The organism is Thermostichus sp. OS-CIW-31 (genome assembly GCF_054060305.1).
The window spans coordinates 41,557-68,449 of the sequence record NZ_JBSSDA010000017.1 but is presented as its reverse complement, the minus strand read 5'-3'; the positions used below and the strand labels follow the sequence as shown (position 1 = coordinate 68,449).

Annotated in this window: 29 protein-coding genes and 1 pseudogene; 15 read left to right on the top strand and 15 right to left on the bottom strand. The window is 58.5% G+C overall.

The annotated features are described in order from the left end of the window. Window positions 1-283: 283 nt before the first annotated feature. Window positions 284-532, bottom strand: coding sequence for a photosystem I iron-sulfur center protein PsaC (gene psaC / locus ACVWY9_RS10675; protein WP_011432199.1), 249 nt, complete (start codon window positions 530-532; stop codon window positions 284-286). Window positions 533-769: 237 nt separating this feature from the next. On the opposite strand from psaC, the gene ACVWY9_RS10670 reads away from it, so the two are divergent. Next, complete coding sequence (locus tag ACVWY9_RS10670) at window positions 770-1,138, top strand: hypothetical protein (RefSeq protein WP_457388322.1); 369 nt, start codon at window positions 770-772, stop codon at window positions 1,136-1,138. A gap of 26 nt (window positions 1,139-1,164) precedes the next feature. On the opposite strand, the gene ACVWY9_RS10665 is transcribed toward ACVWY9_RS10670, so the two are convergent. The 5 genes from ACVWY9_RS10665 to ACVWY9_RS10645 form a co-directional block, all read right to left on the bottom strand. Further along, entirely contained in the window at window positions 1,165-1,527 is a 363-nt protein-coding gene (locus ACVWY9_RS10665; protein WP_011432201.1) for a DUF3493 domain-containing protein, read from the bottom strand. A 3-nt stretch (window positions 1,528-1,530) separates the two neighbouring features. Further along, a complete protein-coding gene (locus ACVWY9_RS10660) occupies window positions 1,531-2,172 on the bottom strand; it encodes a hypothetical protein (protein WP_011432202.1) in 642 nt (213 codons plus the stop codon). A gap of 135 nt (window positions 2,173-2,307) precedes the next feature. Beyond that, window positions 2,308-3,609, bottom strand: a complete 1,302-nt coding sequence (locus ACVWY9_RS10655; protein ID WP_457388321.1) for a gamma-glutamyl phosphate reductase — start codon at window positions 3,607-3,609, stop codon at window positions 2,308-2,310. 137 nt (window positions 3,610-3,746) lie between these two features. Then, the gene (locus ACVWY9_RS10650; protein WP_457388320.1) at window positions 3,747-4,199 is read right to left on the bottom strand and encodes a hypothetical protein; all 453 of its coding nucleotides are present in this window, start codon (window positions 4,197-4,199) and stop codon (window positions 3,747-3,749) included. A 57-nt stretch (window positions 4,200-4,256) separates the two neighbouring features. Next, window positions 4,257-5,558 (bottom strand): hypothetical protein, encoded by a 1,302-nt coding sequence (locus tag ACVWY9_RS10645; RefSeq protein ID WP_457388319.1) that lies wholly within the window; start codon window positions 5,556-5,558, stop codon window positions 4,257-4,259. Window positions 5,559-5,886: 328 nt separating this feature from the next. On the opposite strand from ACVWY9_RS10645, the gene gshA reads away from it, so the two are divergent. Both gshA and ACVWY9_RS10635 read left to right on the top strand, forming a co-directional pair. Further along, complete coding sequence (gene gshA / locus ACVWY9_RS10640; protein WP_414416860.1) at window positions 5,887-7,041, top strand: glutamate--cysteine ligase; 1,155 nt, start codon at window positions 5,887-5,889, stop codon at window positions 7,039-7,041. 4 nt (window positions 7,042-7,045) lie between these two features. Beyond that, window positions 7,046-7,229 (top strand): annotated as a pseudogene (locus tag ACVWY9_RS10635) (hypothetical protein); the annotation flags it as partial. A 285-nt stretch (window positions 7,230-7,514) separates the two neighbouring features. Here the strand turns inward: ACVWY9_RS10635 and ACVWY9_RS10630 are convergent. Beyond that, complete coding sequence (locus ACVWY9_RS10630) at window positions 7,515-8,261, bottom strand: TVP38/TMEM64 family protein (RefSeq protein WP_457388318.1); 747 nt, start codon at window positions 8,259-8,261, stop codon at window positions 7,515-7,517. 80 nt (window positions 8,262-8,341) lie between these two features. Then, entirely contained in the window at window positions 8,342-8,692 is a 351-nt protein-coding gene (locus tag ACVWY9_RS10625; RefSeq protein WP_457388317.1) for a phenylpyruvate tautomerase MIF-related protein, read from the bottom strand. A gap of 183 nt (window positions 8,693-8,875) precedes the next feature. On the opposite strand from ACVWY9_RS10625, the gene ACVWY9_RS10620 reads away from it, so the two are divergent. Then, window positions 8,876-9,259 carry a RidA family protein gene (locus ACVWY9_RS10620; RefSeq protein ID WP_457388324.1) on the top strand — a complete coding sequence of 128 codons (384 nt, stop codon included), beginning with the start codon at window positions 8,876-8,878 and terminating at the stop codon, window positions 9,257-9,259. Window positions 9,260-9,276: 17 nt separating this feature from the next. Here the strand turns inward: ACVWY9_RS10620 and yidD are convergent, their stop codons facing one another. Continuing rightward, the gene (gene yidD / locus ACVWY9_RS10615; RefSeq protein WP_011432210.1) at window positions 9,277-9,546 is read right to left on the bottom strand and encodes a membrane protein insertion efficiency factor YidD; all 270 of its coding nucleotides are present in this window, start codon (window positions 9,544-9,546) and stop codon (window positions 9,277-9,279) included. A 231-nt stretch (window positions 9,547-9,777) separates the two neighbouring features. Between yidD and ACVWY9_RS10610 the strand changes: the two genes are divergently transcribed. Both ACVWY9_RS10610 and ACVWY9_RS10605 read left to right on the top strand, forming a co-directional pair. Beyond that, window positions 9,778-11,079 carry an MFS transporter gene (locus tag ACVWY9_RS10610; RefSeq protein WP_457388316.1) on the top strand — a complete coding sequence of 434 codons (1,302 nt, stop codon included), beginning with the start codon at window positions 9,778-9,780 and terminating at the stop codon, window positions 11,077-11,079. A gap of 130 nt (window positions 11,080-11,209) precedes the next feature. Then, the gene (locus tag ACVWY9_RS10605) at window positions 11,210-12,076 is read left to right on the top strand and encodes a SpoIID/LytB domain-containing protein (protein WP_457385365.1); all 867 of its coding nucleotides are present in this window, start codon (window positions 11,210-11,212) and stop codon (window positions 12,074-12,076) included. Window positions 12,077-12,489: 413 nt separating this feature from the next. On the opposite strand, the gene ACVWY9_RS10600 is transcribed toward ACVWY9_RS10605, so the two are convergent. From ACVWY9_RS10600 to cobA, 4 genes are all read right to left on the bottom strand, one after another. After that, the gene (locus ACVWY9_RS10600; RefSeq protein ID WP_457388315.1) at window positions 12,490-13,029 is read right to left on the bottom strand and encodes a hypothetical protein; all 540 of its coding nucleotides are present in this window, start codon (window positions 13,027-13,029) and stop codon (window positions 12,490-12,492) included. Window positions 13,030-13,247: 218 nt separating this feature from the next. Next, window positions 13,248-14,426: an IS256 family transposase gene (locus ACVWY9_RS10595; RefSeq protein WP_457388314.1), complete on the bottom strand. Its 1,179-nt coding sequence runs from the start codon at window positions 14,424-14,426 to the stop codon at window positions 13,248-13,250. A gap of 347 nt (window positions 14,427-14,773) precedes the next feature. Next, window positions 14,774-15,598 (bottom strand): 1,4-dihydroxy-2-naphthoyl-CoA synthase, encoded by an 825-nt coding sequence (menB, locus tag ACVWY9_RS10590; RefSeq protein ID WP_011432215.1) that lies wholly within the window; start codon window positions 15,596-15,598, stop codon window positions 14,774-14,776. Window positions 15,599-15,715: 117 nt separating this feature from the next. Continuing rightward, entirely contained in the window at window positions 15,716-17,218 is a 1,503-nt protein-coding gene (cobA, locus tag ACVWY9_RS10585; protein WP_457388313.1) for a uroporphyrinogen-III C-methyltransferase, read from the bottom strand. Window positions 17,219-17,393: 175 nt separating this feature from the next. Here cobA and ACVWY9_RS10580 point away from each other — a divergent pair, with 175 nt between their 5' ends. Next, the gene (locus tag ACVWY9_RS10580) at window positions 17,394-18,404 is read left to right on the top strand and encodes an ABC transporter substrate-binding protein (RefSeq protein WP_414344061.1); all 1,011 of its coding nucleotides are present in this window, start codon (window positions 17,394-17,396) and stop codon (window positions 18,402-18,404) included. Here ACVWY9_RS10580 and ACVWY9_RS10575 read toward each other — a convergent pair. Beyond that, a complete protein-coding gene (locus tag ACVWY9_RS10575) occupies window positions 18,401-18,934 on the bottom strand; it encodes a phycobilisome rod-core linker polypeptide (protein ID WP_011432219.1) in 534 nt (177 codons plus the stop codon). The genes ACVWY9_RS10580 and ACVWY9_RS10575 overlap by 4 nt on opposite strands. Before the next feature lie 588 nt (window positions 18,935-19,522). Between ACVWY9_RS10575 and ACVWY9_RS10570 the strand changes: the two genes are divergently transcribed. The 6 genes from ACVWY9_RS10570 (at window position 19,523) to ACVWY9_RS10545 (ending at window position 23,284) form a co-directional block, all read left to right on the top strand. Further along, a complete protein-coding gene (locus ACVWY9_RS10570) occupies window positions 19,523-20,008 on the top strand; it encodes a 2Fe-2S iron-sulfur cluster-binding protein (protein ID WP_457388312.1) in 486 nt (161 codons plus the stop codon). A 232-nt stretch (window positions 20,009-20,240) separates the two neighbouring features. Next, complete coding sequence (locus tag ACVWY9_RS10565) at window positions 20,241-20,921, top strand: V4R domain-containing protein (RefSeq protein ID WP_457388311.1); 681 nt, start codon at window positions 20,241-20,243, stop codon at window positions 20,919-20,921. Between the two features lie 59 nt (window positions 20,922-20,980). Further along, entirely contained in the window at window positions 20,981-21,262 is a 282-nt protein-coding gene (locus tag ACVWY9_RS10560; RefSeq protein WP_414331880.1) for a hypothetical protein, read from the top strand. Between the two features lie 61 nt (window positions 21,263-21,323). Continuing rightward, window positions 21,324-21,911, top strand: coding sequence for a hypothetical protein (locus ACVWY9_RS10555; RefSeq protein WP_457388310.1), 588 nt, complete (start codon window positions 21,324-21,326; stop codon window positions 21,909-21,911). Window positions 21,912-21,935: 24 nt separating this feature from the next. Next, window positions 21,936-22,406: a globin family protein gene (locus ACVWY9_RS10550; protein ID WP_414344046.1), complete on the top strand. Its 471-nt coding sequence runs from the start codon at window positions 21,936-21,938 to the stop codon at window positions 22,404-22,406. 188 nt (window positions 22,407-22,594) lie between these two features. Then, complete coding sequence (locus ACVWY9_RS10545; RefSeq protein WP_414424583.1) at window positions 22,595-23,284, top strand: V4R domain-containing protein; 690 nt, start codon at window positions 22,595-22,597, stop codon at window positions 23,282-23,284. 37 nt (window positions 23,285-23,321) lie between these two features. On the opposite strand, the gene ACVWY9_RS10540 is transcribed toward ACVWY9_RS10545, so the two are convergent. Beyond that, window positions 23,322-24,029 (bottom strand): hypothetical protein, encoded by a 708-nt coding sequence (locus ACVWY9_RS10540; protein WP_011432227.1) that lies wholly within the window; start codon window positions 24,027-24,029, stop codon window positions 23,322-23,324. A gap of 284 nt (window positions 24,030-24,313) precedes the next feature. Here ACVWY9_RS10540 and ACVWY9_RS10535 point away from each other — a divergent pair, with 284 nt between their 5' ends. Next, entirely contained in the window at window positions 24,314-25,558 is a 1,245-nt protein-coding gene (locus tag ACVWY9_RS10535) for an HhoA/HhoB/HtrA family serine endopeptidase (RefSeq protein WP_457388309.1), read from the top strand. A gap of 391 nt (window positions 25,559-25,949) precedes the next feature. After that, window positions 25,950-26,873: a glycine betaine ABC transporter substrate-binding protein gene (locus ACVWY9_RS10530; RefSeq protein ID WP_457388308.1), complete on the top strand. Its 924-nt coding sequence runs from the start codon at window positions 25,950-25,952 to the stop codon at window positions 26,871-26,873. The last annotated feature ends 20 nt before the right edge of the window (window positions 26,874-26,893 follow it).

Genomic DNA, 26,893 nt, shown 5'->3' with positions numbered 1-26,893 from the left:
TGCTCAAGTAATCTCTCTCCTTGGGGCGACTGTAAACTCGCCTGAAATTCGGAAACTTAGCTGTCCTCTGGGGCCGCTAGGGATTGGGATAAAGCTCGCACCCTGCGCATAGCGCGGGTGTCGGGTAGTTTACCAAACAGCTTAAGACCTGCCATACGCCACAGCCTCTCCCCGGAAGAGGGAAAGGCTGGAACTGGGTTGGGAAGTAAACTGCTTTTCTGGTACTCTGGAATACCTGTGCTCTGTGGGCAGTTGAGAGTGGGGTTGCGGCCAGGTGCCCCCATCAGTAGGCTAAGCCCATGCTGCGGGTGGTTTCGGGGCCAAGGTAGACTCGGATGCTCAGAAAATCGGTGGGACAAGCGGTTTCACAGCGTTTGCAGCCAACGCAGTCTTCGGTGCGGGGAGCGGCAGCGATCATGCCAGCCTTGTTGTTCCCCTTCCAGGGCACCATCTCCAACACGTCGGTGGGACAAGCCCGCACACACTGAGTGCAGCCGATGCAGGTGTCGTAGATCTTGACCGAGTGAGCCATTAGCGTTCTCCAGTCGAGCAGGTTGAAACGTTAAAAAGAGGTTTACCGAATCCGCAGGGCAGCAGCATCGCTGCGCAAGTGCCCTCAGTGTACAGTAGTCCTGGGAAGCCTCCAAAATCTCCGATCCAAATGTTCAAACAAATTTACATCCGGTGGGGTCGTCCTCTGAGCTGATGGGAAGGTTGCTGGGGTTGGGCTAGGATCGGCCTGAAGATCACAGGACAAGGGATCCTGAACATGGGGCGTTCGGTGCAAGATTGGCGAAGGCAAACTCAGGGCAATCTGCGTCGTCTGGGGCCAATTTTGCTGGAGATCTTCGAGGAAAACGTCCCTCGCCTACGCCGCTGGGATCAGCAGCTCACCGATTGGGTGCGCAGCCGCCGCTGGGGGGTGGATCCGTCTCTGCCCAAGGTGGCTATCTATGTCCTGGGCGCAGTGGTGATCCTGGCGATCCCACTTCTCACGTTTGTGGCTTTGGGGGCCTTTCTGACCTTTCTGGGTGTCCAAATTGTCCAAAAGTGGTCACAAGGGGATCCCGCTCGCCAAACTCAGCGCCGCTATCTGCGCAGTGCTGACGCGGATGATGATGACTTTGATCTGGATTGAGAAAGGGGCTGCGGGGAATGGGCGGGCTAACTGTCCGCCGACCGTTGGGGCTCCTGGGAGTCTTGCTGCATGCCCAAGCGTTGTTTGACCTGTCTGATCACCTTCTGGTGAGAGCGGTTTTCCAGCCTGTTTAGGCCGATGGCGCCGGCCAGGATCCCCAACTGTAAGGCCAAGCTGGGCAAGGTGGTGTTCAAGTCCCGTCCCGCCAGGGCTCGAAAGAAAAACACAAACGCCCCGATGGTAGCCGAGAACCCCACCGCCAAGTAGATGAAGCGCCGCAAGCTGCGGTAGGGAGCGGCCAGCTCCGTCAACAGCCTCACCTGCTCTGCTGAAGAGGGATCCCGGCGTTGCGACAGGGGCGATCTTGGCTTGGGATCGGAGTCTGCCATTGGCTACACCTCCTCAGGCAACAAGAGGGGCTCCCGACCGGAAACCCCCGCCAAAACGGCTTCGGCAGCGCGGCAGGCGGCCAGAATATCTCGCTCTTCCCCTCCCAAGTACACGCGGCCAAAGCTACCGAAAGGCATCACTTCTAGGATGTTGATCTGGGCAGATTTTTCTGCCTCGTTGGCAGCCAGGGGGGCATAGCCTGCCGGTTGCACCTCCAGGATGTAGAGGGTTTGGCCAGCCAGGAGCATTTGGCCACGGCGGGAACGGTTAATCAACTGGGTTTGGTGGGGATCGATGTTGCGGATGATCTGGCTGGAGATGATGCGGGGCTTGAGGCGCTCCTGTTCACTCACCCCTAAGGCAGCCAGAATCGCCCGTCCGGCGGTGCGGGTATCCCCTTGGTTGCTGGAGTGTACTTCCAGAAGGCCGTAGAGGCGTTCCACCACCTGCAGCCCCGGCCTCACCGAGGTGGCCTTCAGGGCAATATCCATAACGCGGTTGATCTCGATGCCGGGGGAAATCTCGACCCACAAAGAAGTGTCCCCAGGCAGGGGCAAAAAGCCGTAGGCTACTGTGCCCAGATAAGCAGCATACTGGGGTTGCAGCCGATCCAAAAACACGTAACTGCGAAGGTCGATCCCCAAAAAAGTCCTCCCTTTGGGCTCAGTTGGATGGTGAGCTGATGGCGATCTACATTCTCATTCTCCAGCCTCATCCCAGCTCTTGGATCTTGGGCAGACCGGCCAACCTTGGCGCATCAGTTGGGTTGCTGCCCGGCTCTACAGATCGCCCTGAGCCACCACCTTCACCGTTGTCAGGGCTTCCACGTCGATGGGCCCGCGCACGTGCAGCCGCTGGGTAGAAATGCCCAAAGACAGGTCGCGAAACGCTCCCAACGTGGGGATCCCAGCTCCCCGGCCTGCCGAGAGGGGGGAAGTGTTGATGTGGATCAGGGCGGCATCTACTTCCTGGAGAAAGCGCTGGGCCGCCGATTGGCTATCGGTGAGGATCGTCTCCGATTGACGGCAACCATTTTTGTTGATCCAGGCGATCGCCTCCGTCAGGTCGGCAATGGGCTGCAGGCGCAGATGAGGTCGTTCCGTCGAGTCAAAGCCTTGCCCAAGCGGCTGGAGCTGCGGGAACTGTTCCAGAATGGAGGTGGCTGCCTGGATATCGATCCCGTGACCCAGCAAGTCCTCAATCAAGGCGGTCAGATGGTTGGTGGCCCAATCGGTGTGGATCAGCAGCCAAAGGGTGAGAGGCTGATAGATAGGGATCCCTTCTGAGCCGTACTGGGCCAGGGGATCCAACAAAACCGACTTGACCAAAGGCCAAGGGGCGGTGCGATCCAGATAGATGTGGCCGTAGCCCAAATGGGTAGCCAGAGTCGGCACTTTGCTGGCCTGCAACAGGAACTCCACCCAGCCGGGGCGACCGCAGGGAATCACCAGGTCTAGGTAGCGGGTTTGCTGTAACAACGGCAATAGTGGGGAATCTACTTGGGGATCTGCGGTTCGGTCTTGGGCGGGCAAGGTTTGAATGGCTCCTTCCGGGATCCCGTGCTCATAAGCCGTCTCTGCCAAGAGGTTGACCATAGCCTGGTGAGTTTTCTGGATGGGACCGCTGCTGGCCAAAATCACGCCATTTCCTGTTTTTAGGCACATGCCAATGCCATTTAAGGCAAACTCGGGGTAGATTTCGTAGACCAGAGCAATCAACCCCAACGGGACGCGGTAGCGGCCAATAAACAGGCCATTCTCCTGGCGGTGCCCTTTCTCCAGCTTGCCAATGGGATCCGGCTGCTGGGCCAGGAGAGTCAGCAACTGGGCGGATCGCTGTAGACGCTCGGGGGTGAGCTTCAGGCCGTTGAGGATCCACTCCGGTACGGTTTGCTCGCGGCAACTTTCCAGGTCGAGGGTATTGGCTTCCAGGAGCAGATCGGAGCGCTCCAACAAACACCGCGAGAGAGCCAGCAGGGCCTGGCGCTTGGTTTGGCTGCTCAACCGCTGCATCTGCGGTAGTAAGCGGCGTACCTGTCGCAGAGTGGTACCTAAGTCAAAGTCTGAACCGAAATCTGTCACTTGAACTTCTCCCGCCTAGCCCATTAGAGACAGACCCGCTGCGTTCTCCAGACCACTGCTAACAAGAAATGGTTGGATCCACAAGTGTCAGGGCTGCCGACTCTAGAAACCGGTTGCCGGATCAGATCTCGTAAGTCTCAGGGCCGCCGCAGCATCAGGATCGCCGTTACCACCAACAGCGTCAACAACAAGCCGAGAATCATGAACCAACTGAGCAACTGGGTTTGGTTTGGGAAGAGCACTGCGCCGATGAACCCAACCGCCAAGACAATGCCCAAGCTGAGGGTGAGGCCCAAGAGCGCGGATCCCTGTAGGGTACTTTCCCGCCGCAACACCCATTGGTAGCCGTTCCAGAACCACATTTTGCGATAGGGATAAGAAACGGCCAGTTGCTCGATGTACAGGCGGTCGGGGGTAATGGCAAAAATATGCTGGCAACGGCTACACCCAAAGGCTTCGGTTAGGGTGATCAGGCGCAACTGACCTTGATGGCAGCACGGGCAGGGGTAAATTTTGGCGGGCTCAAGGGTCTGAGCGACACGCAGGGCTGAGTTTTGACGGGGAGACTTGCGGGGAGAAGAGAAGGCCACAGCTCTCAGCCGGTGAGAAGTTGGGATCCCTCACATCCTATCTTCAGGAAAGCGGAGTCAAGCCACCCAGAGATGGTGGACGTAGCGCCAGGTGAGGATTTGGTTGAGGGCGAGGAAGATCAAAGCCAGCAGCCCATATCCCAGCTTCAAGGCGACACCAAGATAGGGCCGCATCCGCTGGGGGATGAAGCTGAAATCGGTGTGTTTGGCCCAATGCACCAACGCCAACACCTGCAGGATGTGAACCGGCAGACAATAGCGGCTCATGCTTCGCTGGCCCAAGGGGCTCGTACCCGTCAGGGCAATGTAAAACATGGCCCAAGCAGCCAGATGAAATCCCAGCCGCTCCCGCCAACACTGGCTTCTACCTGCCATAACTCCTGCCGCATCCATTAAACCTGTAACAAGCAGGGATCCCAGGGTGGCAGACACAAACAGTTGGCTAAGAGCGTCAGCCCACAGCCCAGGGTCTTTCATCGGTGCAGAAAGAGAGAGTAAGCTTTGCCAGCGTTCGGCGGAAAGGACATATGTGCGAGCTTGGAAAATAGCTTGATAATTGGCTTTCACGCCGGTAAAGTAACGCTGCATTTCCAGGTAGAGATCCCAGCGTCCGAAGCGGAGCTGACAGTAGAGAAAAAAGCCCAGGCCACCCAACAGAGCCAAGCTCGCTGCCATACTCGTCCAAAACCAACGGCGGGCTTGGGTTCTCTCCCCCGCTTTCAGGAGATTCAAAAAAGGGAGCAGCGCCACCGGCAAGCCGACAATCCGAGTAGCACTCATCACCAAGCCGTGGATCCCAGCCAGGAGCATCAGCAGGGGACGGCCCCCGTGAATTGACCAGTAGAGAAAACCCAGTAGGCTGGCCATAAACAAAGATTCGCTGTAGCCCACGACCAGGTAAAAGCTGGTGGGATAAAAGAAGATGAGCAAACTGGCCAAAATTTGCCAGAGGGGGGGAATTTGCCACCTGCGGTAAAGCAGGAAAAGGTAAACCCACATCAGCCAGCAAAAGAGCTGGGCGGTGAGGTAGAGCCCCAGTTCAGGGTCAACTCCCACAAGGTGACTGATTGCGGCCACTGCCAGGGGATAGCCGGGGAAAAAAGCTACGTTGCTCTGCTCGTAGGCAATCTTGTCAAAGCCCACAAACTGGTACCCTCGCCGCACAATGCTGAGATACCAATAGCTATCCCGCTGACTCAGGGCTGTGAAGGCAGAAGCATAGTCGCTCTCCTCACTCCAGAACGGGATCATGAAGATCTGCAGCACCGTCAAGGCCAAGCTGGGCAACAAGATTTGCCCTAAAAAAGGGGCAAGATGCTGCCGACCTCGCTGCAACAGATGACTGAGAGGAAAGCTCATCGCTGAATCTTTAAAGACGGAGATGTCACTTCGATTTCTTCTTGGTAATCATCTTGGTAATCATCGGCAAGGTTCACCTGCCAGAGGTCGTGGTTCCTTTTTGATCTCCACCCTAAGGCCCTGTGGATTCCTTGCCAAAGTCTAGGACTTTTGAGATACCGCTTGGTTCAATTGACACCCTCTAAGAGTGAGAGTGTAAATATTATAAAACGGCTCTAGAACAGGTCGAGAAACTTCCCCACCACCGGCCAATTCCCTGCCAAACCCCAGGACAATGAGGGGAGAAGAGAAAGGTTAGACTGGTGAGGCTGCGGCTGGAGGCTGGCCTGTGCTGTTAACCAAGGGCTTTGAGGTGGAAATGTACACCGGCACCGCCGCCGGGGAAGTGGTGGGTCTATCGGATCGCATTTGCCAAGCTTTGCCGGGGTTTGTGCGGGAGCCGGATCGGCGCAATGTGGAGTACATCACCCCCCCTCTCCGCCGCTACGAAGACCTGCTCTGCGCTCTGCTGCGACCTCGCCTGCAGTTGCGGCAATTTTTGCGCCGTCTTGGCCCTTACACCCTTCTGCCGGGGAGTACGCTAGCTTTGGGCGGCAGCGATCACTTCGAGCGGTCGGATCCCGGCAACCCCTACCACGACTACATCGAGCGCACCTATGGCACGCGGGTGGTAACTGCTAGCATTCACATCAATGTTGGCCTGCCAGGTACCGAGGCCATCTTCCGGGCCTGTCGCCTGCTGCGAGCGGAAGCATCTCTCTACCTAGCTCTGAGCGCTTCCTCTCCTTTTCTGGACGGACGGGTGACGGGATCCCACTCCAGCCGTTGGCAGGTGTTCCCCAAAACGCCGGCTCAGGTGCCCTTCTTCCGGGATCACGCCCACTACATTGCCTGGATCCAGGAGCAGCTAGCCTTGGGCACCATGCAGAATGTGCGCCACCTGTGGGCTTCGGTACGGCCCAACGGCCCGGATCGGCCCTACCACCTCAACCGCGTGGAGCTGCGCATTTGCGATCTGGTGGGGGATCCGGTAATGGTTCTGGCGATTACCGCCTTGGTGGAAGCCCGTCTCTGGCAGTTGCTGGCCCAGCCGGAAGCGCTGGATCCCTTGCGGGGGCCCTTTACCCCAACAGAGCTGGAGAGCCTTTGCGAAGCCAACGAGCAGGCTGCTGCTCGAGAATCGCTGCAATCTCATTTGGTCGATTGGCGGACAGGCCGGGAACGGGCGGCCCAAGAGTGGATCGAAGAGCTGCTGACCGAAGCTTGGCGTATTGGCCAACCTCAAGGCTTGGGCTGTTTTCTAGCTCCCTTGCAAACTCTGCTCCACCAGGGCAATGAGGCCCAACGCTGGCTGAAGCAAGTCAACCAGGGATCCACACCTGCCCAGGTGTACCAACAGGCCATCCAGGAGCTGGCCGAACAAGACCGAGAGAGCATGACTCTAGTCAATAATAAGCTCAACTATACTGAAAATAATGTATAATATGTTCAGTACGGATTACTACCAGTTGATCTTTCTGTTTACTTTCGAGTCTGCCAACATGGTAGCCAAAGCAAAGCAGAAAATTGGTAGTAAGACGACACGGAAACTGCGCTTTGGGTATTCTACTCAAAGCTTTGCGGGATACCGCCATTCTGGTTGGAAACAAACAGAATGCTATCGCTGCATAGTTGAACAGTGATGTTCAGCAGTGTTCAGCGTAAATGTATCAGGCAGGAAACCCTCTGTCAAGCTGTCGGCTAAGCCTCTGCCCAACGGTGAGCGTTCTCAACCCGGTGCTTTCTACACACTAGCTCGCCGAGCCAACTTATAGTCATTTCAAACTGGATTGAGACACTCCTACTGCTGCCCAAACGCTCCGCGCCGCTTCCGCGACCACCTCCAGTCCTTCTCCCAGAGAGAGAGGAGTTGGGAAGCAATGCAACAGATTTCATTCTTGTTTAAAATGCAATTCCCTAGGCAGGCTCCACCGCTTCTTGTAGGGCTTTGCGGGCAATGCGAGTGACGTAGACGGTAGCGGCTATGGTGGCGATGAGCCCCACGAGGCGAACGACCCATTGGGCGGTTTGAGCCTGAGGATCCAACTCCGCGCCTTCCATGTCGGCCAGGGATCCCGCCAATGAGCCGATGTACACATACATAAAAGTGCCCGGCACGATTCCAGCGGTGCCCAGCAAGTTATCCAGAAAAGAAATTTGGGTCAGCCCCAGGGCGTAGTTGAGCACATTGAAGGGAAACGCAGGCGACAGCCGAATCAGGCCGACTATTTTCCATCCCTCACGTCCCAACGCTCGATCGATGGCCGCAAACTTGGCGTTTCCCTCAATCCATTTCGCCACCTGTTCCCGCGCCAAGTAGCGCCCGATTAAAAAAGCCAAGTTGGCTCCAATGGTTGCCCCGATCAGCACGTACACAGTTCCGGCCAGCAACCCGAACACGGCCCCTGCCCCCAAGGTCAGCACCGAGGCTGGTAGAAGCAGCACCGTCGCTACAATGTAAATGGCAATGAAGAGGATTGGCCCCAGCAACCCCAAGCTTTCAATCCAAGCCAGAGCTTCGGCGAGCCAGTCTTGAATAACTCCAAAAAATCCCAATCGATGGGCTGCCCAAAAGATAAAAATGGCCAAGCCCAAGCCGATAGCAAGCTTAAGCAAAATCCGCTGCTTTTGGGGATTTGTGTTGAGTTGAGGTAGCTCTTCCATTGGCTAAACTCCTACAAAGTTCTTGTGAGGCGAGCTAGGGCAAGCCAGAGTAGACAGCTCTTGGAGTGGGGGAAGTATCTTTACCCGAAAGTCGTGCCGTTCCATCCCCAAAGATAGCCTTTGGCCTCGCTGAACTCAATGTAAATCCTCTTCTTGGGGATCCCCAATCGGGCCTCGATGGTGCCGCAAAAAAACTCGCTCATGGCTCGGGTTTGTTGGGCGGAAAATTGCCCGATACTCTTGATTTCTAGGTAACAACAGGGATCCCCACTGCCGGCAAAGGTCATCGGGATCCCACCTTCAAAGGCAGTCATCACGTAGGCTTCCGACTTGCCCAACTGTTCAGATAGAGCAGCAGACAGCACCTTAAGCAGTTCCTCTACTGCGGCGATTTCTGGTTGCACAGATGTTTGCAGCTTGATCAAAGGCATGGATCCCTCTCCCTATCAACAAATTCATCTTGAAATTCATCTTGGCATTCTCAGCCCCGCTCTTCGGCAATCCACCTGTGGTAGCGTAGCGACAGAGTTGGGCAAACCTCTATGGAGCAGACGAAGCCGGCCAAGCCAGAGATCGGCCACCAGCAGGGCCAAATCGGGCCAGGCCCTTGTGCTATGCAAACTGAGGCTGCCCCCGCTCCTGTCGGCCCTTACAGCCAGGGCATTACTGCTCTGGGGCCGTTTCTGTTCACCGCCGGACAGGTGGGCCTGGATCCCAAAACCGGCAAACTGGTGGGGGAGGACATTGTTTCTCAAACTCGGCAGGCGTTGCTGAACGTGCAGGCAGTGCTGGAAGCGGGGGGCACCACTCTCGCCAATGTGGTGAAGACAACGGTTTTCCTGGCCGATATGGAGGACTTTGCGGCCATGAACGAGGTTTATCGAGAGTTTTTTGCCACCGATCCGGCTCCGGCCCGCTCTTGCGTGCAGGTGGCTCGCCTGCCCCTCAATGCCCGAGTAGAAATCGAGGTTGTGGCCTGCTACCCACAATCGACCTAAATGTCTCCTGAGTCCGGCTAGCGGAATGGTTTCTGGGTCGGCGCGGATCCCGGCAAATCGGGAACCGGATCGTAGCCCCCTGGATGCCAGGGATGACAGCGACAGAGGCGACGGATCCCCAGCCAACCCCCACGTAGGGCACCGTAGCGCCGCACCGCTTCCAAGGTGTACTGGGAGCAGGTGGGGTAGTAGCGACAAGCAGGCGGCAGCCAAGGAGAAATACCCACCTGGTAACCCCGGATCAGGGCAATCAAGCTGCGAGTGAGGGGATCCGATCGTTCAGGCATGGGTCGGAGTCCAAAAAGCGCATCTCTAGGTAACTTGAGGTTAGCTGTTATCCCAGACTGGAGGCGCCTGCAAAGGCGAGCAGGGCCGGTTCCCAGCCCCAGACCATACGGTTACAATCAGAAAGGTTAGCACCTAAATATTTTGGACTGAGGGATCCAGCGAAGGTGGGCTTATCCTAGGGCGCGGTTCTGGGAGAACGCTTTGAGTTCCATTTTGCATAAGGAGTTGGCGTGAGGGTATTCGGGCAGCTGCAGCCGGCACAGCGGCGCAACTTGGGCATTTTGTTTGTGGCTGGGCTGCTCTTTTGGGCCAGTTTATCCTCGCTGCTGCCCACGTTGCCTCTCTACGTCAGAGATGCTGGTGGCACCAGCCAGCAAGTGGGCTGGGTAATGGGGGCCTTTTCGATTGGGTTGCTGGCCTTTCGCCCTGCGTTGGGTCGCCTGGCGGATGGCCACAGCCGGCAGATCGTGCTGCTTATCGGCATGGGGGTGGTGGGGATGGCCCCCATAGGATACTGGCTCTCCGATTGGATCCCATGGGTAGCGCTGGTGCGAGCCTTTCATGGGGTTAGCATCGCCGCTTTTGCCACGGCCTATGTGACTTTGGTGGTGGATTTTGCCCCAGAAGAAAAACGGGGTGAGATCCTGGGCTACATGAGTTTGGTCAATCCGATTGGTGCGGCTATTGGCCCTGCTTTGGGCGGCTTTTTGCAGGAGTTTGCCGGCTATGGCCCTTCGTTTCTCTTCTCTGCTCTGCTGGGGTTGGTGGGCTTTCTTTGTACCCAACTGGTTCGAGAACAGCGGCGTGAGCATTGGGGATCCCTGCCGATGGATGGGGCCTTCTGGAGCTTTCTGGGCAGCCCAAAGGTGCGCTCCCTCGCTTGGGTGATGTTTTTGGTGGGGTTGGCCTTCGGCACCCAGACCACCTTTGTGGCCTTGTTAATCCAAGAAGCCGGAGCTCCCCTGAATCCAGGTCTTTTTTATACGGCAGTGGCCTTTGCCAGCTTTGGAGTGCGCCTGCTCACCGGTCGCGCTTCCGATCGCTATGGGCGGGGGCCATTTATCTCCCTCAGCTTGGCCACCTATGCCTTGGCAATGGGGATCCTGATTGTTGCCAACAGCACCGGCGCTTTTCTGGCTGCTGGGATCGTGGTGGGTTGCGGTTTTGGTACTTTGATCCCTCTCATTTCTGCCCTCGTGGCCGATCGCTCGGAGCCGGCGGAGCGGGGTCGCCTGTTTAGCTTGGTGATGTGCGGGTTTGATTTGGGCATTGGCCTGGCGGGGCCCCTTTTGGGCACCTTAGCAGCGGGATCCGGCTATCGAGCCATGTTTGGCTATGCGGCTCTTCTTTCCTTGGCTTCCTTGGGTTCTTTTCTCTTCTTCTCCAATGGACGACCGGGGGACTCGCTGCGCTTTGCCTTGGGCCTGGGGCCGGATAGCCTTTCGGGTTGTCTGGAGGACAGCCGCAACCCGACCTCCTGGAGCCACCGGGTCAGCCCGCTCCCCCGGAGACGGGATCCCGTTCATAGATAGTCTCATATCTCTATCAGATCCCCCCTGCTCCACACCTGATCCACACCTGAATTGAGACTCAAGCCCTCTGCAGTTTCTACAGACAAACCGGCCCATTTCTGGAAACTCGCCCTATCCTAAGTTGGAGTTGGTGTACAAAAAGCAACTCTGGGCACGGGCTATGGAAGCGCGGCATTGGCTGGCCCTGATGGGATCCCTGGTGGTCAGTGCCTTCTGGGGATGGGTGGAAGCCGTCTGGGGGGTGACAGTGCGAGTGCAATTGGCCGATACCACTGCCCCTCTGGTGGTAGGCGTTTCTCTCCCTGCCCAACTGATCAACGGTCGGGGAGAGGTGCTGGCAGATCTGCCCCCTATGCAAGGGTTTTTGGCTCAGCCCAGCCCTCAAGGGGTGCGTCTGCATGGGGTGGTTGACCCGGTGCTGTTCATCGAACCTCAGGAGGGTGGCCTGGTGGCAGTGAATGGCCGCTGGTACTCCGGCAAGGTGCTCTTGACTGGCTACAACATGGTGATGGCCATCAACTACGTGGATCTAGAAGACTATGTGGCCAGTGTGGTGGATGCAGAAATGGGATCCCGGTTCTTCCCAGAAGCCCTGAAGGCGCAAGCGGTGGCAGCCCGCAGCTACGTTCTTTACCATCGCAATTCCCGAGGTTGGTTTGATGTGTTTAGCGATACTCGCTCCCAGGTGTACCGAGGGCTTTTCCAGCGGTCGGCAGCCGCCCTGGAAGCAACACAAGCCACCCGTGGTGTGGTCATGGTGTATGGGGGTCAGTTTGTCAATGCCATGTACAGCGCCAGCAGCGGCGGCCAAACCGTCGGGGTGAGTGGGATCCCTTATTTGATGAGCTTACCGGATGTCAGCCCCTATCCCAAGTTTGGGCATGGCATTGGCATGAGCCAGTGGGGCGCCCAAGAATTGGCCCGCCGAGGCTGGACTTACCGCCAAATTTTGGCCTACTACTACCGAGGGGTCAGCTTTGCTCGTTTGCCAGAGTGAGACCTTCAGTGCCCTGATTTGCTCTGTCTCGTCTGCGTCAACCGAACCGCGGCTTTTGGGCCTGAAAGACCTCTTGGGCTTTGGGATCCCCTCGCTGAGGGCGGCGTTGGACTCCACTTCGGTCATGGTGCTAGAGCCGAGATAGTAGCCCCACCGATACACCAGATCCCCAAGGATGCCGTAGTGTCTCAGGGTTTGCAGATCTTTCATCAGGAGCGCACCGTCACGAACGGATCCCACACCAGAAACCCTGCTCTGCTTTTTCGCCATTCGCATCTTCCCTTACAGCATTTTTGGGCCTGACTTTTAACTTGAAGAAGACCCCGTTTTGTTCCCACCTCAGCTTCAATTTTAGGCTTCTGGGAGTGGCCTCATGGGTAGAACACTCTATGTGTCCCAACAGGATTGCTACCTCAGCCTCGACCAGGAAGCTGTTTCTGCCAAAGCGCCCTTTCCTCCTCCGAGAACACCCCGAGCTCCCCCAGGCCCCGCACCAGGCGGGCCCTCACCTCCTCATCACTCCTCAGGGCCGCCGCCCGCCGCTCGGCCCGGTGCATCAGGGCCCAGGCCTCCATCTCCCGCTCGCCGTTCCAGAGGAGGAGGGAAAGAAGTGCCCCAATCTGGTCCCAGAAGCCCCGCCCTTCCAGAAGATCCCGAGCCTTTTGCAGGCACTCCTTGGTGTCCTCCCGGGCGTCCCGCTTCTTCTGGTCGTCCTCCTGACCCTCTTCCCACCCCTCCACGTGCTCGGCCCAAAGCCCCTCCAGCTGGGCCCGGGCCAGGGCCCGGGAGGGGCAGGCGATAAGGTACGTGCGGGCGAAGAGGAAGAGGAGGAGGTAGCCCAGGGCCAGGAGGGAAAGGGGAAGCCCCGGGGCTCCCCCGGGAGAGGCCGGCTCCTGGAGGAGGTCCTGCGCCAGGGCCAGGCTAGCGCAGGCGGACCACCAGGCCGCGGCCATCCGTGCTGCTCCCGTAGGCGTAGACCCGCCCTTCGGGGTCCTTGAAAACAAGGTCACAGTTTACCTCCAGGTTCAGGGCGTAGGGCCCTTCCGTGCCCCCGAGGAGAGCCCACGGGCGCTTCCCCCGGTTGGTGTTGTAGCTGAAGCGCACCAGCCCCTCCGGGAAGCCCGGCAGGAAGAGAAGAGCTCCTCCATTGTTCCCCCCAGGCACCGGCATGTCAAGTCGCGATTTTTGTGGGTTTTTCTTCCACGGCCCAAAGCGGGCCCATGTCCAGGTAACGCCGGAAAGCCCAGTCCTCCGTGGCCCTCAGCATCACCACCGTGGCCAGATTCACCAGGCTCCCCTCGCCGGGGAAGACCCCAACCACCCTGGTCCGCCGCTTCACCTCACGGATAAGCCGCTCCAGCACATTCGTGCTCTTAATGTGCCTCTGGTGGCCGCTGGGAAAGTCCAGGTAGGTCAGGGCCTCCCCCAGACCCTGGGTAAACACCTCCACCGCCCGCTTAAACCGGTCCCGGTAGCGCTCAACGAACCCCCGGGCCAGAGATTCCGCCGTGCCCCGCCGCCGCGCCACAAACACCTCCTGGAGCTCCTCGGCCACCACGCCCCGCTCCGACTGCGGCACATGAGCTAAAACGTTCCGCATAAAGTGCACCACGCACCGCTGCCAGCTGGCCCCAGGAAGCTCCGCCATCACCGCTTGGCGGATGGAAGGGTGGTCGTCGGAAATGACCAGCCTCACCCCCCGAAGCCCCCGCTCCACCAGGCCCTTCAGGAGGTTCCTCCAGGCCTCCTTCCGCTCCCCGCCCGCCGGCTCCACCACCAGCACCTCCCGGTAGCCCTCCGCGTTCACCCCCACCGCCACCAGAAGGGCCAGGTCCACCACCCGCCCGCCCCAGTTCACCTTGAAGTAGGCCGCGTCCAGGTAGAGGTAGGGGTAGGCCAGCTCCAAAGGCCGGCCGCGCCAGGCGGAGAGTTCCTCCTCCAGGCGCTGGGCTACCCTGGAGACCGCGTCCTTACCGATGCGCACCCGGGACAGGCCCTCCGTGATAGCCGCTACCTTGCGGGTGGAGACCCCTTGCAGGTACATCTCCAGCACCGCCTCTTCTACCTCCCCGGTCATCCGCTTGTACCGCTCAAAGCCCTCGGTCAGGAAAGTCCCCTCCCGGTCCCGGGGTACCCGGAGCTGGGCGATCCTGCCCGCCGGCGTGATGAGGTCCCGGGTGTAGTAGCCGTTCCGCTCCCCGCGGCGGCTTTCGGTGCGCTCACGGTAACCCGCAGCCAGGTGCTCGGTCATCTCTTCTTCCAACACCTGCTCAATGACGGCCTTGACCCCTTCCCGGATGCGCCGGCTGATCTCCTCCTTGGTCAACCTCTTGAGCTCCTCTCGGTCCATTCCGCCCTCCATGCTTAACCCACAAAATACGCGACACTACCGCCACAGATCACCGGAGTGCGGCAATGGCTACTCAACTGGATGTGGAAGACATTCGAGGGATCCGATCGGTTGCTGAGGTGGCTGGTCTCTTTGCATCTCTGGGGTACGCTCTGGTGGGGCAACCGTTGGATATAGCAGCGCTGGAGCTACCCGCTGATTTTGACAGACCTCGGGCTGCATATTTCCTGGCGGAATATCGACAGCGGTATTTCCGTCAGGTGGTGCTGCTGCTTGAGTTTGAGGTAAAGCCCAGCCCTACAGGTCGCTTCCCTTCGGGGAAGTGGAATTTAATGAAAACAAACAAACTATGGCAGCCAGGGAAACTGGCGAAAGTTAGGTGGGCGCTTTTCCAAAAAGGCGCGTTTGCCCTCAGCAGCTTCTTCGGTCATGTAGAACAGCAACGTCGCATCTCCGGCCAGCTCCTGCAGCCCCACCTGCCCATCGCAGTCGGCGTTGAAGGCGGCTTTGAGGCAGCGGATGGCTAAGGGGCTGTGCTGGAGAATTTCTTGCGCCCAGCGGATCCCTTCAGCTTCTAGCTCTTCCACTGGCACCACGGCATTGACCAGACCCATCTCTAGGGCTTGGGCTGCGGTGTATTGGCGGCAGAGGAACCAAATCTCGCGGGCTTTTTTTTGCCCCACCACTCGCGCCAGGTAGGCGGCCCCAAAGCCCCCATCGAAGCTGCCCACCCTAGGGCCGGTTTGCCCAAAGATGGCATTATCGGCGGCAATGGTCAGGTCGCAGATGAGATGCAAAACATGGCCACCCCCAATGGCGTAGCCTGCCACTAGGGCAATCACCACCTTGGGCAAAGAGCGGATGATGCGCTGCAGATCCAGCACATTGAGACGAGGGATCCCGGCCTCATCCAGGTAACCGGCCTCGCCCCGTACGCTTTGATCCCCGCCGGCGCAGAAGGCGTACTTCCCATCGGTATGGGGCCCGGCGCCTGTTAAGAGCACTACTCCAATCCTGGGATCCTCTCGCACATCGGCAAACGCATCAATCAGCTCGGCAATGGTCTTGGGGCGGAAGGCGTTGCGCTTGTGGGGACGGTTGATGGTGATCTTGGCAATGCCATCCGTTTTTTCGTAAAGAATGTCTTCGTAGAGCTTGGCCGTCTGCCACATGGTGTCTGGGTGTATCTATTGGGATACCGGGCCAGGAGAGTTCCGTTTGGCTGATGGGGGCTCACTATGAGGAGCACCTGGGTACTCTGCACCGCTACCGCGAACGGCCTGAAAAGGCTAGGTAGAACGGTTGGTCGCTTGGATGAGGGCTTCCACCAATCCTTCCAAAGTATACTCCTGGGCTGCGATGTCCACTCGACCAAATGCAGCCTTGCAGGTTGCGGCCGTCTTGGGGCCAATGGCGGCAATCTGCACGGGTGGATCCCAGATCTCAGGGCCTAGCCCTGCCTGCTGGATCAAGTGGGCAAAATGCTGTACTGTCTTGGAGCTGGCAAAGGTGAGGATGTCCACCTGGTGGGCTTTAAGAGCTTCCAGGACCTGGGGATCCGCTGCTGCTGGACAGGCGGACTGATAGGCGGCCACCTCCACCACCTCTGCTCCTCGCTGCCGCAACCCCTGTACCAGCTCCTCCCGCCCTCCTGACTCAACGCGGGGAAAGAGGATGCGCTGCCCTGAGATCGGCTCCGGCCAAACTTGAAGCAGGGCCTCGGCCACAAACTCTTGGGGCATGAGATCGGGATGGATGCCGTACTGGGCGAGCACGGAAGCGGTCTTGGATCCCACCACCGCCACTTGCAGGGAGTGGAGTGCTCGGCTATCTCGCCCCTGCCGCTGCAGCCGCTCAAAGAAAGCCTGCACTCCATTGGCAGAGGTCAGCAGCAGCCAGTCGAATTGTTCCAGGTTGGCAATGGCTGTATCCAAGGGATCCCAGCTCGTGGGCGGCTGGATCACCAGGGTCGGCATCTCCAGCACCCGCGCCCCCTGGGCCTGCAGCAACTCACAAAAAGCTGGTGATTGCCCCTCAGAACGGGTAACCAGCACCGTCTTGCCTGCCAAAGGAGCCGGTGGCGGCAAGGGTGGGATCCCCGGCAAAAAGTCCTGCCGCAACCGGATCACCTCCCCGACCACCAGCAGACCCGGCAACTTCGCCTGACCCGCCTCCTGCTGCAGCTCCGCCAAGGTGCCTACCCACACCTGTTGCTCTGCTTGCCCCGCCCCCCAGATCAAGGCCACCGGTCGGTCTGCCGGGATCCCAGACTCCACTAGCCGTGCGCCAATGTGCTGTCGCTGCCGGGATCCCATCAAAATCACCAAAGTATCCAACTGGGCCAGGGCGCTCCAGGGCAAGGCCTCTAGATCGTGGGCAGTCAGCACGGCAAAAACGCGGCTTAAGTGCTTATCGGTCAGGGGGATCCCTGCCCAGAGGGGGCCAGCCAGGGCCGACGACAACCCCGGCCAAATCTCAAAGGGACAGCCCGCCTCCCTAAGGGCTTGGATCTCCTCGCGAGCGCGGCCAAAGATCAAGGGATCCCCTGACTTGAGGTGAACCACCTGTTTGCCTTCTCGGCAGCGCTGGATGAGCCAATGGATGCCCTCCTGGAGGCTTCCTGGCCCAGAGCGCCGCCACACCTGCGCCTGAGAGGGTAACTCCGCCAGCAAACGCTCATCCACCAGCTCGTCGATCCAGATAGCCTCAGCCTGCCGTAGGATCTCCAGTGCTCCCTGCGTCAGGCCCGCCCGCCCGCCCAGCCCTGCCCCCACTAGATACACCTTGCCCATGCCCTACCCCTTGGAATGTCGATCTTGCCCCTTGTAAGAAGGGGATCCCGCTTGCTTTGCAAATATAAATCGAAGACGCCTCCCAACAGCTCCTCTTCCAAGGGGTGGCCAGCCTGAGGAAAAACTGGTCTACTTGCGAGATACTGAAAGCGTGGCCGCCTGAGGATCCCTGCCTATGTCCGGTGTAACTCCAGAGCCTTGGCCGCGGCGGCGTTTTTTGGCCAGTGGAGCTGCTCTGCTAGCAGTAGGAGCGGGCTCCCGCCCCTCTTCGGCCAGATCCCGGCCCTTGCGACTGGTCACTAACTGGTACGCCCAGGCCGAACACGGCGGCTTTTACCAAGCCCTGGCCACCGGCATCTACGCCGACTACGGTCTGCAGGTGGAAATCCGCATGGGGGGAACGGCGGTTAACGTGCTGCAACTGCTAGCCGGGGGAGCGGCAGATTTTGTGCTCGGCGGCAGCCCCGACGCTCTGGCGGCTCTGCAAGCTGGGATCCCTGTTCTCACCGTGGCCGCCTTTTTCCAGAAGGATCCCCAGTGTCTCTTGGCCCATCCAGGGGTGGGCATCGAGCGCCTGGAAGACCTGCGGGGCAAGCCCATCTGGGTGTCACCGGGGGCCAACCTCACCTACTGGCCTTTTTTGCGGGCCAAATTTGGCTTTACCGACGAGCAGAAGCGCCCCTACAACCTCAGCCTCACGCCCTTCTTGCTGGACAAGTCTTCTGCCCAGCAGGGCTATGTGACCTCCGAGCCCTTCCGCGTGCGCCAGGAGGGGGGCTTTGATCCCGTCGTTTTTCTGCTGGCCGACTACGGCTATTCCCCCTACGCCACCACCCTGGAGACCACCCGCCCCTTTGCCGAACAGCACCCGGAGCAGGTGCGAAAATTTGTAGCTGCCTCCATCCAGGGCTGGCAGAGCTACCTAGAGGATCCCCGCCCCGGCAATCGCCTCATCCGCCAAGACAACCCCAACATGAGCGAGGCCCTCCTGGCCTACGCCCACCAAGCCCTAAAAGACTACGGCCTTCTCACCAGTGGAGATGCCGCCACGCTGGGGATCGGCGCCATGACCCACCAGCGCTGGCAAACCTACTTTCAGGAGATGGTGGCCCTGGGGATCGGCGCAGCGGGTCTGGAGGTTCGCCAAGCCTATACCCTCGACTTCCTCCCCGGCCCCACTGCCTAAGGGATCCCCACTTCCATCGCCGCCAAACTGTGCAAAAGCGGGGATCCCTGCATCCCCAGCTCATGGCGCCGGTGCATTTGGTTTGTCAGCAAGTAGGCCAAAGGTGGGTGGCCGCTCAGCCGTTGGCGGGGGTGGGGCAGATGGTCGTTGCCGAACTGGTGGCGGTACTCCTCCGAGTCGATAAAGGCATTGACCATGGCCTGCAAGCCCTGGTGCACCAAAATGTCGTGGTAGGCGGCCACCTCCTCCTTGCTGGCCGGGGCCCGTCCCAAAAAGTGCTTGAAGCCCTGCTCTACACAGCGGGTGTTGCAGCCGGCACTGAAAAAGAGTTGCCGGTAGAGCCGGGATCCCCCAATCTGGCGAACCAAGCGCTTAATCCCGATCCGCCCCCGCAAGAAGTCCTGCTCGATTTTCTCCAGCTCTCCTGTTTTCTCGTGCTGGTAGGGCTGGCGTTCCAAAAGCTGTTGGTAGGCAGCCCGCAACAGGTTTTGCAACGTTTGCGGATCCTGCCGGCGCTGGCGCGATTCCATAACCCTAGCTCCCAATCGACGAAGCCAACAAAAACAGAAAAGATCGATTTACAGACAAAATGGGGGACTACTTTAAAGAAATTATGAAGGGAATAGCAAATGGCTCGATACGCTTTTACGGCAAACTTCAGCACATCCTTCTGTAACAAAATTGCCAATAAAAGACCGTGAAGGTTCTACTTAAGATTTACCTTGCCGACAGAACGACCGGGGGAGATCTGCGATAAATATTTACGAAAGGATTGTCATTTTCTCCAATTTACGTGATTTCACTTTGTAACTTTCTAGCCGATAAAAAAATTCCGTGTTTATCCGTAGTTAAGGATTATGACATTTTCATCCAAGATGACCTCATCCAAATCCAAAATAAAGTAAAGAATATAGCCTTCCCCAGAGTTGCTTGTGCGGGACTCATCATCTGAGGTGACCTACATTTAACTTTAATCGACTGGGAAATCAGGTGTTGCCGTAGACCTGCAGAAGGACTGCAGGGAAGGGAGTTAATTGTTGTGATTTGTTTGCGTTGCTTTTACAGTAGATCTTGCCCGCCGGGGTTTCTTGCCTGCCCTTAGCGTTTGGATCCCATCTATGGTTAAACAAATCCGGCTAGAGCCTTTATCTCGCGTCTCAGAGGTCGATACCTACAGCAATCTTCTGTCGGCTATTTTGTCGGAGGAGCTGCATGTCTCGCGGGAATGTAGTGGTCGCGGCATCTGTGCCACCTGTCATGTTTACGTGAAAGAGGGGATGGATAGTCTCACTCCCATCACCCCCCGCGAGGCCAAGACTCTGGAGACCATTACCAGCGCCCGCAGCAATTCCCGGCTGGCCTGTCAGGCGCGGGTGGTTTCCGATGGCGTAGTGGTGGAGCTGCCGCCGGGGATGTACGTGAACTCGCTGAGGGATATCGAAGTGCTCATCGGTCGGCGGGCCGAACAAGACCTGCTGCACCCACGGACGGGGAAGGTTTTGGTGGAGCAGGGCAAGATCATCACTCGCTCTACTGTTAAGCAGCTAGAAAATGAGGACTTCCGCATCATTGGCAATACGCTGGCCCAAACTCGGGAAGTTTGATGGATTGTCGATATTCAGGGATCCCTTGAGCTCGGCAGGTGTTGTTTTATAAACAATCAAACAAGAGTTGAACAATGTTGGATCCCTCAGATAGCTGACCAAGTTTATCGAATGCTTAGCCATTCATTTTGTTGACTCATTGGCATTGTCTGGCCCAGTTGATCCCTACAAATCCCACCAAATCCTGTTGCTTTGCAATCTAGAATTATCCATTTTTTATCAGGAGAGCGCCATGGCCACCACATCTCGACCGGATCCCCGTCCTGCAGTCACCATGCCTGTGGGCCGCGACAAGCATGCCCACTACAGTTACCGCGATTTCTTCCGCTTCAACCGAGATCAGGGCACGATCATCGACTGGAACAACACACAAAATCTCCTGCTCAGCGAAGACTTTATTGTGGGCTTGCAAACAGGCCTGGAACGGGAAGTGGGAGATGCTTCGGCGGCGGTGATGTACACGATTGGCAGAGATTGGGGCATCCGCGATGCCAAGCACTTCTCCGAGTGGTACGAGCGGGAGTATGGGATTGGCGTAAAACAGTCCAACCTTTTGTTTTTGCTGGAGACTTGGTGGTGGCCTTTTACGGCTCAGGGCTGGGGCAAGTGGGAGGTGGAAACCGAATCCAAACAAAAAGGCTTCCTGTTTATCAACTTGTTTGACTCGATGGTGGCTCGCACCCTTGGGGATGTGGGCAAGCCGGTTTGTCATCTCTATGCCGGGCTATTTGCCGGGTTTTTCACCGCTATGACTTCCCGCGAGCTGGCCTGCATCGAGATCCAGTGCTACGCCATGGGGGAAACCTACTGCAAGTTCCTGTTGGGCGGGAAAGAACGCATTGATGCCGCCAATTTTTGGATCACCGAAGGGGCCAGCGCCCGCGAGATCGAGCAGCGTTTGCACCAGTTGTGAGGCTTGCTTGTGGCTTTTGAAGGCTCTCTGGGATCCCTCGACACTTTGGAGAAACGCCCATGGTCACCTTCAACTTAGACACCGATCTGGACTTAACCCAGCCGCTGGCGGTCTTTTTGCAGGGGTTGAACTGGGATAACCGACCCCCGGCCAAGGCTCCCTTTGCTCAAGAGCCGCCGCCGCAGTCCCCCATGCTCTTTGCCCAATCGGTGGGACAGTTTTTTGCCGGCTTCAATTGGTCGGGCATCTGCCCACGCTCAGAGCCGCTGCCGGAATTGCCGGCAGAGGATCCCTTTACTCTTGAGGATTTTGCCGCTTTGTTTGGCGGAGCTTTGCTCTAGCTCTGGTTTGTTCAGGGATCTCGGTTTTGTTTTGCCCTCTGTTTTTAAGGAGACTTCACCCATGGATGACCTTCACTCTTGGCCGGAGCGCATTGCCGATCGAGAAGGGGGTTACCTAACACCCGACGATCTGCAAGACCTGATTCGTTACTCGCTCTCTTTTGAAGAACGGCTGGAGCTCTACCAAGTCTTACAACAGCAAGAGCTGACCTGGATCCAAAAGGTTTGGCAACAGCAGGGGCCAACCCCCGTCGCGACAGCGTTGCTCAGCAGCAATCCCGCCAGAGAGGGGGCAGAACCTTCTCTAACCCCGGCTCAGCGCCTCTTGGCTCGTCAATTGGCCTTTTGTTTGCGCTCCCTGGGCCTGAGTCTGTTGCTGGGGGATCCCACCCCTGTGCAGCAGGTAACTCTTGGTGCGATGGAACAGTACCTAGGGTTGCCGCAAGCGCTCGCTCAGCTACGGGCAGTGGTTCAGGGATCCCTGCCAGCGGATCAGCAGGGTTTGCTTGCCCCCTACTGGCAAGAGCTACAAGCTGTCTGCGCAACTTCTCAGGCCCAATCTCCTTCCCCTTCTTCTTCTGAGATGGAGGTTGACCTGCCCACAGTTCCGCCGGAGAGGGCTCTCACCTTGGCGGAAATGTTTGTGTGAAGCCCACTGAAGGAGGCTCTATCTATGAATTCAAGGGTTGCCGAGCTGATGCAACAAAGCGAAGGCCGCTATCTGCGCCCGGACGAGTTGAAAACTCTACACGCCTACGTGGAAGGGATCCCGAAGCGGGTCCGCCTTTACCAGGTTCTGCAGGCCAAAGAACAAGAGCTGCTGGATCGGGTGATGGAGAAGTTTCAGCCGATGATGCCGAATTTAATCCGCCAGCATGGTCACCTGGCCTGGGAGCGCTGCCGCCGGGATCTGAGCATGGTGTGGCGCTACTGCTGCATGGCCATGCTGCTCAACGACGAAGACTACCTGAGGGATAAATTGCTCTACTGGCTGGAGACGATCCTGAAATCGTTCAAGATGCGCGACCAATGCCAGCCTGCCTACAAGTTAATGCTCGACTCCCTGACCTACATCTTTGGGGCAGAAGAGAGCGAGATGATCCGTCCTTATCTGCTTTTGGCCAAATCCATGCTGGTTAACTAGGTCCATTCGCCCTCAATCTATTCACCAAAGTTCCCTGCGCCCTCCGATAGCGACCTCCTTCTCCCGATTTACTGTATACAGCTTATACAGCTCACTCCTTAATCATTCATTCCCTCACGCCAAAAATTCCAGCCGCTCCCCAATCTATCCATCCCCGCCCTCTTGTCCACCTGACTGCGAGAATAGCCATGATCTCCCTGCAAGAGATTCTGCAAGACCAGATCTTGCCTGGGCACTGCTTTAGCCCTGCCTACTACATCCGCCCTGACATCCACACCGGACTGCTGTACAGCCGCGGAGGATACCGCTTGGCGGCCTTTCCCATGCCCCTGCTGGAAGCTCTCTACTCCGGCCTGCGCTATGAAACTGGCCAAGCCACCCGCGTCATTCTCTACAACTGTGGCCGCGATTGGGGAGAGGCATTTTTCCGCCGTGTTGAAGACGAGCTTTCCGGCTACTACCAGCAGCCGCTGCAGGAATTGCCGATGGGGATCTTCCTGGATGCCCTCAGCGACCTCTGGGCCACCCACGGTTGGGGACGCCTGGAGCTGGACTTTTCCGCTGCTGACCACGGCTTGGTTCAAGCCGGGATCCGCCATTCCGGGTTTGCCCTGGCCGCTCGCGCCAGCTTCAACCTGGAGGAAGCTTCTACACGGCAAGAGCCTGCCGGATACCTAGAGGCGGGAATGCTGGCCAGCCTCTTCTCATTGCTTTCGGGGCGGGATCTCATCTGCGTACAGACCACCTGCGAATCCCTGGGGGCCGACCTCAACCGCTTCCTCATCGGCACGGCTCAGCGGCTGCACCACTGCGAGGAATGGGTGCGCAAGGGCCTCTCCCACGACGAGATTTTGGATCGGCTCACGGCCAGTCCCTAGAAAGGGATCCCTGGCCAGAGCTGTTTTCAGAAGCTCGCTAGGGCAGGTAGGGCTGAAAATCTTGGGTGACCGTCAGCGTCAAGTTGGCATTGGCGTCGATCACCGCCACTTCCGGCGCCGTTACATTGCCGATGACAGCCCCTGCCGCCGCTCCACCCAGCACTTTCTCCGTCGAGATCACGCGGTCGCCGAACAAGCCTCCCAAGATGGCCCCCGCAGCTGCCCCAATCAAGGCATCTTGCACAATCGCTTCCCCGGAAGTGTGGCGGGGATCCTTGCGCAGCGGGATAACCTGGCTCTGAGCGTAGAGGGGGTAGGATTGGCCGTTGAAAATCAAAGCCCGCGAAACAAACTGGGTGCCGCCGCTCACCGGCTGAAATTGGCCTTCCAAAACAGCCCCCGCCGGGACGACCATGTTGCCGTAGATGTCCCGCAGAGGGGTATCCAAGCTAAGGCTGACGGCGCGGGTTTCCCCAGGGGCAATCAAGAGGGTTTCTGGGGAGCGATGCACCGCCTGGATCAGATCCCCAGAGCGCAATAGCAACGTGGTTTGCAGTTGAAAGGGCTGGCCAGGTTGCAGGGGTTGAGGGCCAGGGGGAAGGGGGCGAGGATTCACAGGACGCCATCCCTCACCGGCAGGCGGTGGTGGCAAGGGCCCCATTTGGGCCAAAACTGGGGCGGCCATCTGCGCTGAGAGCAATCCGCCAAGCAGAGGAGCCAACAGGCGGCTGGCTGGGTTGGTCATGGTCTTACCCCCATTCATCATTCCTACGCTAGCTGCAAACCGGACAAAACCGGGAGCCTTTCGGGCCTTACCTATCTTTTACCTATCTTGATCAAAGCCAACTGAATGGAAATGGGCTACCTCAGGTGAGCAGATTCCGCTGCTCTTCGCTCCAGATAGAAGTACGGAAAAACGCTAGGGTTGCCCACTCTGGGATCCCTGCTGTCCATGTTAGATTAGGCCCTAGGTTTCTCCCCCTGCGTGGGGCCGAAGTCTTGCAGCATCCCAACCCTCTTCTTGTAGCTATGAAGCGCAGCACATCCATGCCGGGCCAGCCCTCTCCCGGGTCAGAAGCTTCCGCCCAACCTGCTCAATCCTCTTTCCAGCCTTTTGCCATCTCCACTTGGAAGTCTCTTCTCTCGTCGGTGCTGCTGGTGCTGCTGGGCATTGGGCTGGGAGCAGCTCTGATGGGGGGCAAGGGGGTATCTGCCCAGACGACGGCAACCCCGCCCCAACTGAACCTGAATTTCATCGCCGATGTGGCGCAAAAGGTGGGGCCGGCGGTGGTTCGCATCGATGCTGAGCGGACGGTGCGCGCCCCTGCCCCTTTTCCGGAGGAGTTTTTCAGCGATCCCTTTTTCCGGGATTTCTTTGGCCAAGCGATCCCTTCCATCCCTCGGCAGCGGCGACAGCAGGGAACCGGCTCTGGGTTCATCATCAGCCCAGACGGCCAGATCATCACCAATGCCCATGTGGTCGAGGGATCCGACAAGGTAACGGTGACGCTCAAGGATACCCGCAGCTTTGATGGGCAGGTAATCGGTTCGGATCCGGTTACGGACATCGCCGTGGTGAAGATCAACGCCCAGAACCTGCCGACCGTGAAGCTGGGGCGCTCGGAAACCCTGGAGCCGGGCCAGTGGGCCATTGCCATCGGCAACCCCCTGGGTTTGGATAACACCGTTACGGCTGGGATCATCAGCGCTTTGGGCCGTTCCAGCGGGGAGATTCGGGTGCCTGACAAGCGGGTATCTTTTATCCAAACGGATGCGGCCATTAACCCCGGCAACTCCGGCGGCCCGCTGCTCAACGCTCAAGGGGAGGTGATAGGGGTGAACACCGCCATCATCCAGGGAGCGCAAGGGTTGGGCTTCGCCATCCCCATTGAGACGGCCCAGCGGGTGGCCAATCAGTTGATCACTCGCGGCAAGGTGGATCACCCCTACCTGGGCATCCGCATGCTCACGCTGACTCCAGAGCTGAAGGAGCGCCTCAACCAGGATCCCAATAGCCGCATTTTGATAACGGTGGATCAGGGTGTACTGATTGGCGAAGTCATCCAGGGATCCCCAGCGGAACGGGCAGGGCTGCGGTCTGGGGATGTCATTCTCTCCATCAATGGTCGTGCCGTAACCACAGCCGATCAGGTGCAACAGGAGGTGGAGCGCACTGAGGTGGGCAGCACCCTGGAGCTGGAGATCGAGCGAGCCGGGCGGCGACAGAAGATCCGCGCGGTAACAGGCTCTTTCCCGGCCCCCAGCGGAGGCTGAAAGGACTCCGTCCCGCTGGCGCGATTGGACGTTGTTCACCACCCCTCCGAGACCCCAGCGACACAGCAGGGTTGTTCTCAATGGGGGTGAACTTCCCTCTTCCCCTGGGAGAGGGGCTGGGGCGGTGCTGATCGCGCCAGCGGGACGGAGTCCTTTCGCGCCAGCGGGACGGAGTCCTTTCGCGCCAGCGGGACGGAGTCCTTACACTTGGGCTATTTCAAACCAACTTGCAGTGACCGTACTGGCGATCTCTACGGTTGGTTCTTGCAGTTACGGCTCAGGGAAAATAATGGTTTAATGGTGACTTAACAGTCGAAACTTCCTGGCCCAGGCCGGAACGCTCTCGGCAGGGCCTCTTGTCATTAGCCTGGGATCCCTTCTCCCCTTGCCTATGCTGAAAACCACTCGTCGCTTGGCTTTGCTGGCCCTGTCGGGGCTGGCAGCTCTTGTTCTCACTCCCCATCGCGCCAGCGGGACGGAGTCCTTAGGGGGCCTCGCCAAGCCCATTACCTTCGGCTCCAAGGACTTTACCGAGCAGTTTATTTTGGGGGAAATGTACGCCTTAGCCCTGGAGGCGGCAGGGTTCACGGTGGAGCGCAAGCTCAACCTGGGCGGAACACCGGTAGCCCATGCGGGCTTGTTGAGCGGCGAGATCGATCTCTACCCCGAGTACACCGGCACTGGCCTGCTGACAGTGCTCAAGTTGCCCAGCAGCGGCGACCCGGCAGAGGTGTACGCGACGGTGGCCCGCGAGTACGAGAGCCAGTTCCAACTGATTTGGCTGGATCCCGCCCCCCTGAACAACACCCAGGCCCTGGCCATGACCCGCGCCAGAGCGGCTGAGCTGGGCATTGCCACCATCTCGGACATGGTGGCCAAAGCGGGCGAGCTGGTGATGATCGGGCCGCCGGAGTTTCAAGCCCGCGAGGATGGCCTACCTGGGATCCAAGCCGTCTACGGTAATTTCCGGCTCAAGGCCTACAAAGCAGTGGATCCCGGCCTCCGCTACCAGGGCTTGGTCAATGGGGAAGCGGATGTGGCAGTGGCCTTCGGCACCGATGGAGAAATTGCCGCCTTTGACCTGGTGCTGCTGGAGGATGACAAGCAGCTTTTCCCCCCCTACCAGGTGGCGCCGGTGGTGCGCAAGGACACCCTAGAGGCCAACCCCGGCATTGCCGCTGCCTTAAATGCCCTTTCCCCCCTGCTGACGGACGAGGTGATGCAGCGGTTGAACTACGAGGTGAGCGGCAACCGCAAGGAGCCGGCGGAGGTGGCCAGAACTTTCTTGGTGGAAGCCGGCATTCTCAAGAAATAACCTTGCCTGTTGCATGAGAC

What these genes read in the sequence shown, in the direction of transcription:
- ACVWY9_RS10565 (WP_457388311.1), top strand. Translation starts at nt 20,241, where the DNA reads ATGGCCACCACATCTCGACCGGATCCCCGTCCTGCAGTCACCATGCCT.
- cobA (WP_457388313.1), bottom strand. Translation starts at nt 17,218, where the DNA reads ATGGGCAAGGTGTATCTAGTGGGGGCAGGGCTGGGCGGGCGGGCGGGC.
- ACVWY9_RS10600 (WP_457388315.1), bottom strand. Translation starts at nt 13,029, where the DNA reads ATGGCCGCGGCCTGGTGGTCCGCCTGCGCTAGCCTGGCCCTGGCGCAG.
- ACVWY9_RS10535 (WP_457388309.1), top strand. Translation starts at nt 24,314, where the DNA reads ATGAAGCGCAGCACATCCATGCCGGGCCAGCCCTCTCCCGGGTCAGAA.
- ACVWY9_RS10560 (WP_414331880.1), top strand. Translation starts at nt 20,981, where the DNA reads ATGGTCACCTTCAACTTAGACACCGATCTGGACTTAACCCAGCCGCTG.
- ACVWY9_RS10665 (WP_011432201.1), bottom strand. Translation starts at nt 1,527, where the DNA reads ATGGCAGACTCCGATCCCAAGCCAAGATCGCCCCTGTCGCAACGCCGG.
- ACVWY9_RS10595 (WP_457388314.1), bottom strand. Translation starts at nt 14,426, where the DNA reads ATGGACCGAGAGGAGCTCAAGAGGTTGACCAAGGAGGAGATCAGCCGG.
- ACVWY9_RS10570 (WP_457388312.1), top strand. Translation starts at nt 19,523, where the DNA reads ATGGTTAAACAAATCCGGCTAGAGCCTTTATCTCGCGTCTCAGAGGTC.
- ACVWY9_RS10625 (WP_457388317.1), bottom strand. Translation starts at nt 8,692, where the DNA reads ATGCCTTTGATCAAGCTGCAAACATCTGTGCAACCAGAAATCGCCGCA.
- ACVWY9_RS10670 (WP_457388322.1), top strand. Translation starts at nt 770, where the DNA reads ATGGGGCGTTCGGTGCAAGATTGGCGAAGGCAAACTCAGGGCAATCTG.
- ACVWY9_RS10645 (WP_457388319.1), bottom strand. Translation starts at nt 5,558, where the DNA reads ATGAGCTTTCCTCTCAGTCATCTGTTGCAGCGAGGTCGGCAGCATCTT.
- ACVWY9_RS10620 (WP_457388324.1), top strand. Translation starts at nt 8,876, where the DNA reads ATGCAAACTGAGGCTGCCCCCGCTCCTGTCGGCCCTTACAGCCAGGGC.
- ACVWY9_RS10630 (WP_457388318.1), bottom strand. Translation starts at nt 8,261, where the DNA reads ATGGAAGAGCTACCTCAACTCAACACAAATCCCCAAAAGCAGCGGATT.
- ACVWY9_RS10580 (WP_414344061.1), top strand. Translation starts at nt 17,394, where the DNA reads ATGTCCGGTGTAACTCCAGAGCCTTGGCCGCGGCGGCGTTTTTTGGCC.
- ACVWY9_RS10575 (WP_011432219.1), bottom strand. Translation starts at nt 18,934, where the DNA reads ATGGAATCGCGCCAGCGCCGGCAGGATCCGCAAACGTTGCAAAACCTG.
- yidD (WP_011432210.1), bottom strand. Translation starts at nt 9,546, where the DNA reads ATGCCTGAACGATCGGATCCCCTCACTCGCAGCTTGATTGCCCTGATC.
- psaC (WP_011432199.1), bottom strand. Translation starts at nt 532, where the DNA reads ATGGCTCACTCGGTCAAGATCTACGACACCTGCATCGGCTGCACTCAG.
- ACVWY9_RS10540 (WP_011432227.1), bottom strand. Translation starts at nt 24,029, where the DNA reads ATGACCAACCCAGCCAGCCGCCTGTTGGCTCCTCTGCTTGGCGGATTG.
- ACVWY9_RS10530 (WP_457388308.1), top strand. Translation starts at nt 25,950, where the DNA reads ATGCTGAAAACCACTCGTCGCTTGGCTTTGCTGGCCCTGTCGGGGCTG.
- menB (WP_011432215.1), bottom strand. Translation starts at nt 15,598, where the DNA reads ATGTGGCAGACGGCCAAGCTCTACGAAGACATTCTTTACGAAAAAACG.
- ACVWY9_RS10550 (WP_414344046.1), top strand. Translation starts at nt 21,936, where the DNA reads ATGAATTCAAGGGTTGCCGAGCTGATGCAACAAAGCGAAGGCCGCTAT.
- ACVWY9_RS10555 (WP_457388310.1), top strand. Translation starts at nt 21,324, where the DNA reads ATGGATGACCTTCACTCTTGGCCGGAGCGCATTGCCGATCGAGAAGGG.
- ACVWY9_RS10545 (WP_414424583.1), top strand. Translation starts at nt 22,595, where the DNA reads ATGATCTCCCTGCAAGAGATTCTGCAAGACCAGATCTTGCCTGGGCAC.